At 46.9% G+C, this 12,537-nt stretch carries 10 protein-coding genes; all 10 read right to left on the reverse strand.

The genetic code is table 11. From position 1 onward, the window contains the following. Entirely contained in the window at positions 1–1,119 is a 1,119-nt protein-coding gene (locus F4X88_17585; GenBank protein MYA58098.1) for a glycosyltransferase family 1 protein, read from the reverse strand. Positions 1,120–1,255: 136 nt separating this feature from the next. Continuing rightward, complete coding sequence (locus tag F4X88_17590; protein MYA58099.1) at positions 1,256–2,992, reverse strand: capsule assembly Wzi family protein; 1,737 nt, start codon at positions 2,990–2,992, stop codon at positions 1,256–1,258. A 24-nt stretch (positions 2,993–3,016) separates the two neighbouring features. Beyond that, positions 3,017–4,645: a sulfatase-like hydrolase/transferase gene (locus F4X88_17595; protein ID MYA58100.1), complete on the reverse strand. Its 1,629-nt coding sequence runs from the start codon at positions 4,643–4,645 to the stop codon at positions 3,017–3,019. 41 nt (positions 4,646–4,686) lie between these two features. Then, complete coding sequence (locus tag F4X88_17600) at positions 4,687–5,220, reverse strand: hypothetical protein (protein MYA58101.1); 534 nt, start codon at positions 5,218–5,220, stop codon at positions 4,687–4,689. A 77-nt stretch (positions 5,221–5,297) separates the two neighbouring features. Continuing rightward, positions 5,298–6,302 carry a sulfotransferase gene (locus F4X88_17605; GenBank protein ID MYA58102.1) on the reverse strand — a complete coding sequence of 335 codons (1,005 nt, stop codon included), beginning with the start codon at positions 6,300–6,302 and terminating at the stop codon, positions 5,298–5,300. Beyond that, positions 6,299–7,306, reverse strand: coding sequence for a sulfotransferase (locus F4X88_17610; GenBank protein MYA58103.1), 1,008 nt, complete (start codon positions 7,304–7,306; stop codon positions 6,299–6,301). Before F4X88_17610 ends, F4X88_17605 begins: the two co-directional genes overlap by 4 nt. Positions 7,307–7,456: 150 nt before the next feature. Further along, a complete protein-coding gene (locus tag F4X88_17615) occupies positions 7,457–9,028 on the reverse strand; it encodes a hypothetical protein (protein MYA58104.1) in 1,572 nt (523 codons plus the stop codon). Next, on the reverse strand, positions 9,025–10,404 hold the full coding sequence (locus F4X88_17620) for a hypothetical protein (protein MYA58105.1): 1,380 nt from the start codon (positions 10,402–10,404) through the stop codon (positions 9,025–9,027). Before F4X88_17620 ends, F4X88_17615 begins: the two co-directional genes overlap by 4 nt. 238 nt (positions 10,405–10,642) lie before the next feature. Beyond that, positions 10,643–11,569, reverse strand: a complete 927-nt coding sequence (locus F4X88_17625) for a sulfotransferase domain-containing protein (protein ID MYA58106.1) — start codon at positions 11,567–11,569, stop codon at positions 10,643–10,645. Next, entirely contained in the window at positions 11,542–12,534 is a 993-nt protein-coding gene (locus tag F4X88_17630) for a sulfotransferase (GenBank protein ID MYA58107.1), read from the reverse strand. Before F4X88_17630 ends, F4X88_17625 begins: the two co-directional genes overlap by 28 nt. Between the last annotated feature and the right edge of the window lie 3 nt (positions 12,535–12,537).

Raw genomic sequence — 12,537 nt, forward strand, 5'->3', positions numbered from 1 at the left:
TTAAGTCCTCTGGAGCTTTTCAAAAACATCAAGATATTGCTGCGCTATGTTTTCCCAATTAAATCGTTTTCGGATCTGTTCCGGTGCGCGCCGTCGGAAACCTTCAACCTGTTCGGGATTTTGTTCCAACATCTGAAATTTTTCTGTGAGCGACGCGACGTTTTTGTCAAAAAGCACCCCATAATGCCCACCTTCCAGCACTTCATCGTTGAAAGGCGTATTCAGTGCAAGAATGCAGTTGGAAAACCCCAAGGCCTTTAGAATAGAAGGATTAATACCTCCGAACTGGTGTCCATGGACGTAGGCAAAGCAGTGATGGTGAAGCTCTTTAATATGCTCAGAATCGTCAATATGTCCAAGAAACTTGACGTTCTCGTTCGCAATACCTTTTAACTTCGAGAGAAATTCGTTTTCGAGTTTGTTGCCTTTGTAATCAGCGCCCCCGGCTATCGCGAGTTGTTTTCCGCTCTTTGAAGCAACGAACGCCTCTAAAATGAGGTCGGCATTGTTATCCGGGACGAGTCGACTGGCAATAAGATAATAATTCCGGGGTTCAAGTCCATAGGTCTCCAGAATTTCTGGACGTTCCGAGGGCTCAATATTCGCGCCATAAGCGATATAAGTGGTTTCTGCCCCTAACTCCTCAAGATAGAGACGCTTCATTTCAGAGGCATCCGTAATAACAATTGGAAACGCTGCCGTCGCCATCTTTGCCGCCCACTTGAAGTAAAGGGCACCAAGCCCTTTCCATTTTGGACGGAGCCATTCCATTCCATCAACGTTGATAACAGCGGTTTTGCCTGCGATACGGAAGAACCATCCGAAGGGACCATTGCCGGCATTCCATGTCAAAATGACATCAGATGCGGTAACCGAAGCGTGCACGGTTGCGAGAAAACTGTGGCTCAGGGTACTGAACATCTTATGCTCTATGCTTGGCAAATAAACGAGCTTGATGCCCTGCCATTCCGCAGGTCTCTCCTTGAAAAGTGCCTTCCGACAGTAGACGATAACTTCATGACCGGCTTCTACCCAGCGGGGGGCGAGTTCACCCATAATAGTTTCCAGTCCACTGTAGGTAGCGGGGAGCCCGCGTATGCCCAACACCCGAATCCTCATTTTCTAATTTCCCTTATATATTATACCCATTTTGGACGCGAAAGTCCAATTTGTTTTCACGATCGGAAGTTTACAGGCAAAGCTTGTATCCTTTGATGATTGGAACGGGACAAATCTTCATTTTTTTCTTTTTTTATTAGGGAAATCGGTAGAGGAATTTGGCTTCAATTTCATTTGCATTTTCGTGCACATCTCTACGATTTCCCAAGTTCCGTCTCCACACGCGTGCCCACTCTGCATAGAGTGAGTAATGTCCGATAACGACCCAGTTAGCCCCAACTGAAAAACGATGCTCACTCTCTGTGACACCAGATAACGGGGTCCACACATCGTCTTTTGGGGCATCCGCCGGATGTTGCTTGTCAATATTACCGGATCCGTGGCGTTCTAATTCATAGCCGAAAGTCGTTTCAAGCCTATCTGTCCATCGGCGACGCAGTTCTACCCATAGATTGTCTGCATCAGAACCGATCTGATGTCCGATGGGTGTGGTGAAGTGTTTGTAGACATTCGCAGGGTTTACGTGCGTATATGCGTATTGGTTTATAAAGGCGTATTCGGCATGGAAGTCAGTATCTGCGATGCCAAAAGGGTCCGTTAGATATATCCCACCGAGGATACCAAACTTTGTATCCCAATGCTTAAAATTCGCTGCCGGGTTCCCATCATCAACCATGAGTTCGCCATAAATTTCAAAATCGTCCACAAGGCGAAACCGCATATCAACACTCATAAGGACGTTGTCCCCACTGCCGGGGACGCGCCCATCTGCCCGTGAAATCGGTTGCTCGTTAATCAAGTAGATATTGACCGGGTTGAGATACCCGGGTTCAAAACGGTCGCCATAGACGACAACTTCAGAGAGACCGAAACCGAACCTATCCCAAAAGTATCCCTCAACTCTATGACCTGAAATATACTTATCATTGATCTCCGCTGACATATCTTCCAATATACCCGTGAACGCTGTGAAGGTGACCGGTTCGTAGGTGGCTTGGAGCTTAATCATGTCCATAGCGAGCGGATTTTTGGAGACTAAAAGACTGTCATGATAGCCAGGTCCCCACTGAAGTGTATCCTGTCCGAGCTGCAGCTCGAGCCACGGCAAATCAAACTTCAGATAGGCGTTAATTGCAGTCCGATTCTTGAGTCCACCCTCCAACTGCCTGATTTTCGTCTCATCAGGAAAGAAATCATCAAAAAATTCACCGTAGACGAACCTATGCGCTATATCGGTCGTAAAGGCGAACGTTTCCCCCACCTGTCCATAGAGATGTGGATAGAAGGTGGTAACATGCATGTTTCCTTCGTCCGGGTTGGGTGCCCCAGTCCCTACCGACAGATTATCGACAAGATAAGCGATAACACGTTGTGAGGCTCTCATGTCGAAAGAGAAACGGTAGTTTTTGCCCGTCATTGTCATTAGGTGCAATCGTCGGTTTCCAGACGGGTTTTCGGTTTCGGAATCGGGGTGTTTTTGCTTGCGTGTTTTTTCCCCTCCTGCATTTTCTATAACCTGTTTCGGATGAATCGGGGTTACAACCCCCTCCGATGCCTCGCGATAAAAGGTCAATAGCGTGTTTAGTCGATCTTGGTCAATGGTACTCAATGCGATTTCGCCATTTTTTTGTTTCCGATCCGCTTCTAACAGATAAGACACAACCTGTTTGCGGGTGAGCGGTAACGAACCGCGCCGTATGCCGGGCAAAGCCCGTTTATTAAGTAAACGATGCACAAAGCGATAGGTTTCACGATTAAAGTCTGACAAGTCCGGATTGAGCGGCACATTAATAAGTGAGGCAGCCTCTACCATCGGGGAAACTATGAGTAATATTGCAAGGCAAACAATTGGTAAATTACGTAAAATTATCATATTTTTCAGTAGTTAAGAATCCTGCTATCCGTTGGGTTTACCGAGGTGTGCGGCAACGCGAATTAAGTCGAGAATATTAACACGCCCGTCCCCATTGACATCAGCCTTCGGATGTCGCGGAGACACTGCCCCAAAATTGTTTGAGACCAAAACGAGGTCTTGAATATTGACCACACCATCGTTATTGATATCCCACGGTAGCATTTGTGGAATAAGGGTTTGTAGTTGACTATCCGGCAAAGCCCCCTGCCAGCCGACGTGCAGCCGTTCACTGAGCTGTGCAGCGAGCTCTACGTTTTCTGGTAGTTCCGCGATATTGACGGTCTCATTCAGGTCAGCCCCGTAATCGTAAAGTTCTATCCCGCGCCTGCCTTTGTTTCCCCACTCGGTATATCGATATTGCTCCGTCCGAATAGACCGTCCCCTGATGCCTCCCCGTCTAAGTTGACTAAAGGCAGCTGTTTTCCATGGAAGCGTGGGCTGTCTAACAACCGGCATGAAACTGGAACCTTCTAACCCTGAAGGTATTGGGAGTTGACATACATCACACAGCGTCGGATAGATGTCAACAAGTTCAGTCAGCGCATCGGCTCGGTTCGGTTGTTGCCCTGGCACACTGATAATCAAGGGTGAACGGAGGGCAACCTCAAAAAGCGTGTTCTTGCGCCATGTCCCATGCTCCCCAAGATGGAATCCATGGTCGCCTACAAAAACGATAACAGTATTTTCGGAAAGACGGAGGGCATCCAGCTGCTGAAGGACACGTCCCACTTGTGCATCCATGTAACTGATGGAGGCGGCATACCCCAGAACCAACTCTGATGCCTTTGCCTCTGATATAGGTCCATCATCCGGAATATCCTGATATTCTCTGAGACCATCTAACCTATTATTTGCAACCGATGGAGCGTCAGTTGGGAGCGTGGAAGTCGTAGGAAGGATGAAATCCTCTTGGGCGTAGAGTTCATAGTATTTTCTCGGGGCATAGAAGGGCAAGTGTGGTTTCTCAAAACCAACAGCAAGAAAAAATTGGGTATGTTGAAGTTCCGCTAAAACACCCACTGCCTGTTCGGCGATTCTGCCATCTGGGAGATCGTTATCGTCAACGTCAAATGATTGCCAAGAGGGACTATATACTGGATCGAAAGGCACCCATGGTAACCACGGTGGCACCCATGACGGGACACTCCACGAATAGGCATCATCTCGTGCTAAGGCGTTATGTTCAATCTTACCGATAGACTGTGTGTGATAGCCGGCTGCCTTAAAGTATTGTGGCAGCGTCACAACATCAGGTAGTTTTTCTCGAAAATTTGCAGCATTGGAAAATACCTCTGTTGTTTCGGGTCTGAGTCCAGTCAGCACCGATGTCCGAGAAGGATGACACAAAGGCGTTTGACAATAAGCACGGTTGAAAACCGTGCCTCGCTGAGCGAGTCGATCGATGTTAGGTGTGTGTATCTCTGGATAGCCGTAACATCCGAGCAGGGGTCGTAGATCGTCTACAATGATGAACAGGACATTGTATCGTCCTTGCGCCTTAATGTTTTGTTTCGGTAAGAGTCCAGTTGTGAAAGCGGCGGTACCTACTTTCAAAGCCGTTGAGAGGAAATCACGCCGAGTAAAAGGATAGTTTGTCAAGGGGCACTCCAGTCCTCAATTGGTCGAATCTTTTTGCCTTATGTGAATCATTCCTATGGAAATACTATAATTGCTTTTTGATCTCTCATAGATACTCTGAATAGCGCAAGGAGTTCCTGTTCACTCTTTTCAGGGAATTCAAAAGATAGACGGAGATATTCAATGATGATCTCATCAAAGGCCCTGATGTACTGAAAGTAAAACATTTCAAGCGTTCCCGCTTTCAGTTTTTCAGCAAAGGCACCTTGCAGGTTCTCAAGTCCATCCAACAATGCAGCATTTTCAAGGTTCTCCTGGCGATATATCTCTGCCAAATCGACCCAAAGTTCCTTTCTAAAACCGAGTTCTTCTCTAAAGATGTCATCAGAAGCAGTGAATATAGTAGAAAAATCGCCTGTTTCTTCAGCTTTTTGTTGCACCGCTGCCCGTCTTCCACTGACTCCTTTCATTGCCGCTTGTGCTTTTTCTAAAGAGATTTGTGGAGGGACGGCATTTCCCACAACTGACTGTTTTATTATTCGTTCGCACCCGATAAGCAATACAGATGCACAAAGTATTAACGCAATCAGGAGCGTCAGTAATCTCATTCTAACTCCTTTTCAAGTAAACCGTGAACTGTTACGGTTAACTGATTTTGACAGTCTATTTCTGTCAAAAAATTCGCCTAACTATTATACCTTAACTGTCTCATTATGTCATGGAAAACAGGCGCGATTTTCGCATGAACGTCAAAAGGCTTTCTGGCGGGTACTGGACGCAAGGTCTGCCGAGCATACTCGTAGAACGTGCTGTCTATTGGCAATTCACAGAAGTCGCATAACGCGGTAAGTGTTTTGTCTGGCTCTAATGTCAAATCCTCGAAACGGACGAGATGGATACAATCAGGTGTTGCTTGCATGAGACGGATCCCCTCCTGCATGGTGACGATCCATTCTATGGCGGCTCTGTCGAGATGTCGCTCAAAATGTTTAATGTCATCGGTTTCCATTTCAGCGAAAACCGGATCTGTTTTAACGAGTTGCTCAATTAAGAGCCTCCACTTTCGGTCATCCACACCCCACCAATCGTGTTGCTCACTCTTGACCTGAACACCAAGTCGCTTTGACCAAGTTGCAATTGAATGGCACGTATCCCACCCATTGCGGATGAGGAAGATGAAACGCGCATCAGGAAACAGCGCACGAACGAAATCTACCCTGAAAATAAGTTCCGGGTACTTATCAACAAGCCGCTTCGAGCGAGTTGCTGTCAAATAAGCACCGAACATCTGGGTAGCACGTTGACGCATTTCGTGTGTCGCATCTTCAGCCGTGAGTCGATATTTTGCCTCCGCTTGACTGTAGTTCCCAATAATATCTTCATGCGGATGGATGAGGTGCCACATCGCTTTTGGTTCATTGAGATAGCCGATTTCTCTGTGCATGGACAGCACAATACCGAGTATCGTTGTGCCACTGCGCCCGGTCCCCAAGATGAAGATCGGTTTTTCAACAGATTTATATCTGTTATTGTTCGTGGCAAACCTTTTCAAAAGAGAAAAGACGAGCGGATTTATCCAGCGCCCCTTTGTGGTTACAGGACGTCCCTCAAAGAACGCGTAACTCATGAGACGCGTTATTACTTTCGTCGGACGCGTTTTGATGTAATTCGGATCTATTTGTGCAATCATATTCGTCTTTTTAGCGTTTGACGGATATTTTTCATACGATCAAGGTTAAATAGGAATGCTCCACCTAATTTCACTGGAAACGCCAACAGGTGAAGTATCAAACTCGCGACATTAGGTTGTATTGAGACGGGACTATAGTTATGTTTCTTCATGAGGGCTGCATTTATCTTTTGGTTGAGGTAGATTTCAGCCGAACTGAGTTCCCCTCCAGTTGGGTCGCTGTGCCAACTGTGTGCCCGATGCGGATTGATACCGAGTTGCTCGGGCTGGTCCTCCGCCACGGAAGACCCGACTTGCGGGACTTGAAGCATAGCCTCCGTGTAAGTAATACCGACAAAATCACAGAGATGTTTAACGGTTGCTTTGGGGTGCGCGAGGAGTTCCTCAAAATAGATGGAGGTCACTCGTTCGTGTTGTAAAAACTGCTCAGCAGCGGTGACGGCAGTGCGCCAGATGTAACTAATGGTTATTGGATGATAGTTCACCCAATCGCGGAACATTTCTTTCATTGGCAGATCGCTTCCACCGAGAAACCGGCGTTTCCACTTCCTTTTTTGAGATAATAGCACATCCCGCGGGTCACGGATCATATTGATAATCCGCGCGTTTGGGTACAGCTGAAGGATATCGGCAATATAAAAAACATTACGCGGTGTTTGGTCACAAGGGATCGTCCCACCATTCGCAGCAGCAACATAGTAGAGAAAAGCTTCAAAGAGCGCGGCTTGCGTTTCAGGGTAAGGGGTTAGCCTCTCAAGAAACACCTGTGCTTCGCCTAAGAAACGGCGTGGATTTCCATGCGTGCGATATCCCTCTCGCTGAATACAATGTAACTGCGAAGTCAGTTCTTCTATCTCCTCCTTACGCGATGCTGATGAAAACGGGGGCGCACACAACTGACCAAAGAAGTGAAGCTCACCAAAAGTATAAACATTTGGATGCTTCCCTAAAATTCGTCCCATCATCGTTGTTCCGCTGCGACTATTCCCAACAACAAATACCATATTTTTAATTTTCCTTGCGGTTCGGTGAGGCAGGTTAAATACTTGACGCTCCTTCCCGTAGACCCGCCCGGCGCGATGCTTGGGCTCTACGCTCTTGTCAAATGAAATGGAGAACGAATACACGGAAAGGAAACCCTTGATCTATCAAACCTACCTGACTGAACGGTAAGGAATCATTAAAATCCCGAAACTATTTTTGGGGATGACGAGTTCCGTTGACTTCCCGCTCCACTCTTGGATACGGACTTCGATTTTGGCAGATCCCTCCATTTCGGCGTTTCCACCGTTGCTTGCATTGAGTCTCTCATCAGCAACATAACGGTAGTTAATGTCGCCTTTGTAACGCTTACCGTCAATTAGAAGCTGCGGTTCGTATTGCTCACCCGTCCGATTGCTAACGAGGATCGTCAGATGTTCCACAGCATTCCCACCGATGGCTTGTGCCTGAATACCGGGCATCTGTTTACCCTTATATTCTATGGCGCCTTCCAGAACGGGCTGATTTTGAATTGAAAGGCGGAACTGTGTGTCAGCCGCAGCGAACGCCTCACCGATGAGTTGAAAAGCAGGATAGACAGCACGTCGAATCGTATTACCGAAATCGGATTTGGGTTCACCCCCATATTTCCAGAATGTACCATCAGGATTCTCAGGGACTATCAGCGAAAACGCAGGGAATCCCTTTCCGGGACCGGCGATGACGTGGAAGTTTGCCTGTGTAACATTCGGAATCGCTAACATTTTTAGAAAAAAATCGCCCACATACATCGCATGGAGTTGGGTATTCGCGACCCGGTTTGCCGGGTTAGCGATGTTCCACTCAGTTATCCACATCTCCTTATTTGGAAACAGTTTTTCATAGTAGTCAATTGCCTCTGCGACATCAAAGTGAATCCATCCCATGAGGTAGCCTCGCATCTCCTCTATCTCTTTTTTTCGAAGAGCTTTGTAGGCATAGACATGGACGGTATAAGCATCGTAAAAACTATTATCGGCTGCGAGACCTTCATCCCATTTCCGTTGTTGTTTCTTGACGAACCAGCCCTCCTTGTGGAAGGCAATCGGAGTAGCACACACGGATACCTTTATATCAGGGTTGACGGCTTTCATTGCTGCAGCATGTTTCTTGGCTTCCGTTATGTAGGTTCCAACGGTCGGGTATTTGTTGAGGTAATGCGGTAGATAGTATTCGTTCCCGAGTTCCCAATACGTAATCTGATAGCCCTTGTCTTTAGCGTAGCGGACCCATGCCGCACTCTCCTCTGGGCTGCCTGTCCATAAGTTTACAACAACAATAGGCGTTATATTCAACGAGTTACATAACCGCATAAAATCGTCGAAAAGGATTTTACCGTTTCGCAGCCTTTGAAGTCTGACGTAATTTCTCTTCATCCGTCCATTAAGCTTCGGACTCAGCGTCGATACCATTTCATTCTCAAAAAAGCCGCCCGGTTCCCAATGATAGAAGTTCCCAACCGCTCCACCAGGAAATCGTAGTGTTTTTGGTGCAAGTTCCTTCGTTAAGGCAACAAAATCGTCATCAAGGTAGCCGTAATCGCCGTTTATCATGTTTGTATTGAAGCCATAAAGTGCTTGACGGAGCGGTTGTCCGTTACGTGTATCAATTTCCAAAGAGAGTGTATCAGGCAGCGATTTTTGGGTTTGACAACCGATTACCAGAAATAGTGTCAGCATCCCCAGCACCTTGCCAACTTTGGTCATAATGTTATCCTCAGCGGTCTATAGGTTGGGAGTGATCTATCGCTGGCGAACATAAGTCCAGCGCAGAGCCAAAAGTAAAATCCATAACCTCGATATTCAAGGGTTCGATTAAAGAAAAGCAAGAATACCGTAACAGCGACAAGACAAAGCATAATAATCGCAATCCGTTGTGTCACGTTCGCAGCAGGGGTCCCCGCGTCCACAACAGATGATGGACTGACAGCTCTTTTGTAAAGACTGAGTGCGGCGCGAAAGAGTCGATAAAATATCAAAGCGAAAAAACCCAATCCCAATATACCATAGAAACAGAGGATAGCTACCCAATAAACATCTTTGAACCCGCTTTTACTGAGTATCTTGAGAAGGTAGGAGCGTTTGCTCACATTGAGTCCTTCTATCGTGGTGTTCTGGTCGGCTCCATACCCTAAGATCGGTTTGTTCACGAGGACTGTTGGAACATTTCCGATCAATGCCCCGAGTCTCTGTTTTTGTGCAACACGGACATAAGACCCAGAAAATACGCCTGTTACATTGCCGACGAGCCCAACCCTCGCTTTACGGGGATTTACGTATTCAAGGTTAAACGGGTTTGCCACTGCCAACAGGATTCCGAAGATTAGAACAGTCGCTACGGCTAAGCGAAGTGTCTTTTTCCACCCGTGGTGGAAGTAGAACCACGCTCCCCCTGCGAGAAGGGCAGAGAAGGTTGCGGCGCGCGAATACGAACGCGCGATGAAGAAAAAGAGTATAATTGCGCCGAGCAGGTTCAGGTATTCAAGTCGCCGAATACGGGAGAGATAGACGATGAGAACGAGAATCATAAAGATACCATAAATCACTGTATCGCCTAAAGTCCCATAGACACTACCAATCTCTCTACCAAGTTCGAGTAGCCGGTATTCCTTCACGAAGCCGCCTATAGTGAGCGTTGCTTCCCGCGGAAGAAAAAAATCAAATGCGGGGGTCCCTCCCAACCATTGAATGACACCCGCGGTAACCTGAAAAATACCGACACCCAGAATTATGCGTAACAGGATCGTAATACGCCTTTCGGAGAGGGCAGAGTTCGCTACCAGATAAAAAAGTACAATATAACGCGCAAAGGGTCGAATGTTGTAAAGACTGCCCATCAAGGGGGATCCGTTTATGAGTATTGACAACAAGACGACGCTGTAAAAGCCTATAATCGGTAAATCAATTGCTGTTTTGACGAAGGGAATGCCCCGATGCAGTTTATGGATGACGAGTTTTCCAAAGGCAACATAGATAAGGATTTCACTCAAAAACCTTAAATAAGAATAGACAGTATCACTAACGGGCAAAAACTTCAGTATAAACTCTTCAAAGGCGATGTATCCCGTCAAAAAGTAAATCATTTTTTAATTATTCCTTGCGGTTCGGTCAGGTCGGTTTGACAAATGAAGTGCCTTTCCGTATATCCGTTCTCCATTTCATTACGAACTATGTGCTTGGGTTTACCCAAGACAGTAGCCTGCAACAATACGCAGAAACGCCCAAGCAAAAACCCCAAGCAAAAAAAACGCAGGCGGATTTGAGAAACGCACGTCAAAGTCCAAACGCACATTGTTCCTCCGCAAGGTAAAATTAAAAAAATTAAGAATTCCAAGAAGAAAGATCTCTGTCTAATAACGCAGCCAATTGATCGTTAAATGGCTGAAAATACGCCATCTGGCGTTCACGCGTCTGTGGATTGATGGGAGGCGGTACTGAACCCATATTTTCCGTCGGAGACCTGTCGTTCCAATCCAGAACGGCTTTTCTCAACTTGTAAGCGGTAGCATCTGGAACGAGTTTGCGAATGGCTCTCCTGAGCGGATTATGAGATGCCAGAAATTGTGTAAACAGAAAGTTGAACCGCTCGGAACGCGGCAGCGTGGCTTGGTTATGCCGTTCACCGATTGTGGGGCTGAAATCCGCACTGATCCCTATACACGCAAAGAGTTGCTGACAGACAGCTTCGGCGTTATCCTTTAAATCATCGGTTAAGACGCAATGCACGTGACCGGCACCAAATTGGGTTATCAAATTCTTGACATGCGGGTAATAGATGCCGTTGTATTGATAAGCGCATTGTCTCCATTTAAACCAGCCTTCGTTCAGGCGGGTTTCCTCGGCAGCAAGTGCCTTTTCATAAGTTTTGATGTTCTCCCACCCTCTCCGCCGAGCCCACCAATAGGCAGAATACGCTCGCGCGACAGGTTCCCGTAGGAGGACGACGAGGTGTATCTCAGGATTGTGTTCATAAATCCGTTGCATGACTTCCGGTGAATGCATCACCATCACATTCTTCGCGATCAGATGCTTATCCTGAATCTCATCGTGGGAATTCTGTCCAGTAAAGTATTTCCCAAAAGCCCATTCATACCCGCGCGTATATTCACGCGCCTGCAGGAAGAACGTCATCTCCGGTTGGGCATGCGTGTGGATATCGGGATGCTGCGCCAAGTAGCGGAGGAGCGAAGAGGTCCCCGCCTTCTGCGCGCCAACAATCATCAACTGGATTTTTCCCAAGTTTCCCATGGTATCGATGCCCCCATCAATTCGCCGAGAGCCTGAACATCCGACGTGTAATAATCGATCAAACGGTGTCGCGTTTCTTCTGACACCTGCGTCTCCTCATCCGTCTGCGCGTTCAATCGGAGATAGAGTGGTTCAATTGTTCGTCTTATGGATCGCAACGGGATATGAATGATCGGTTTGTCATGCGTCCACTGTCGCAATCGAAACCGGAAGTCCCTATATTTTCGATGCAACTCAGAATTTCGCATCTGCTGCGTCCGATTTGTTACTTTAAAGCCGTAATCGCCATAAAAACCGGCATCAATACCAGCGAAGTCACATAATTTTGCCATAGTGTCCGCGGGTTGTGCGGCAAGTTTCTCATAAAAAAGGATGTGGACACGCTCCGGACCGAATCGGTTAAAATAATGCTCCAGATAGATAGTATAACACCCCTGCTGAAGTGTTTGCAAGTGCTGTTCTTCTGTCTTTTCATGGCGATTCGTAGTAGCGAAAAGCAATTCAACATACGCGTCAAAACTCAAAGTTTGGGGCAACTTGCCAATTTGTTTTGCAAATCGATACCAAGAGATCAACCTGGAAATCGGTTCACGGAGACTGAAGACTAACTTTGCATGGGGTAGCGATGTAGCAATTCTCTCACGGGCTGCATTACAATATAGATAGTCAGGGGTCGACTCCATCCGAAGCTGCGTTCCATCAACATCAGGAAACAAAAGATTGTATTCTTCCACAGCCCCCCCCTGTTGATCTTCTCTATATCGGTATTTTGACGGAAGCGGATAGTCACCGCTGAGAAAAAACCGGGTTTCCTTGTAGGTGGCAGCACAAATAGATGGGTGGTCGGCAAGATAGATAAACAGCGAGGTTGTCGCTGCCTTCGTGGTCCCCCCTATGATGAGATAGCGATAGTCCGCAACACTCTTTAAACGATTGAATCTGGGCATCGTTCCACTTTGTTCCACGAT

Source organism: Candidatus Poribacteria bacterium, from assembly GCA_009839745.1.
GTDB lineage: Bacteria > Poribacteria > WGA-4E > WGA-4E > WGA-3G > WGA-3G.

Excerpts from the sequence above, each read along its gene's own strand:
- F4X88_17625 (MYA58106.1), bottom strand. The coding sequence starts at position 11,569 with ATGGGAAACTTGGGAAAAATCCAGTTGATGATTGTTGGCGCGCAGAAG.
- F4X88_17585 (MYA58098.1), bottom strand. The coding sequence starts at position 1,119 with ATGAGGATTCGGGTGTTGGGCATACGCGGGCTCCCCGCTACCTACAGT.
- F4X88_17620 (MYA58105.1), bottom strand. The coding sequence starts at position 10,404 with ATGATTTACTTTTTGACGGGATACATCGCCTTTGAAGAGTTTATACTG.
- F4X88_17615 (MYA58104.1), bottom strand. The coding sequence starts at position 9,028 with ATGACCAAAGTTGGCAAGGTGCTGGGGATGCTGACACTATTTCTGGTA.
- F4X88_17610 (MYA58103.1), bottom strand. The coding sequence starts at position 7,306 with ATGGTATTTGTTGTTGGGAATAGTCGCAGCGGAACAACGATGATGGGA.
- F4X88_17605 (MYA58102.1), bottom strand. The coding sequence starts at position 6,302 with ATGATTGCACAAATAGATCCGAATTACATCAAAACGCGTCCGACGAAA.
- F4X88_17600 (MYA58101.1), bottom strand. The coding sequence starts at position 5,220 with ATGAGATTACTGACGCTCCTGATTGCGTTAATACTTTGTGCATCTGTA.
- F4X88_17590 (MYA58099.1), bottom strand. The coding sequence starts at position 2,992 with ATGATAATTTTACGTAATTTACCAATTGTTTGCCTTGCAATATTACTC.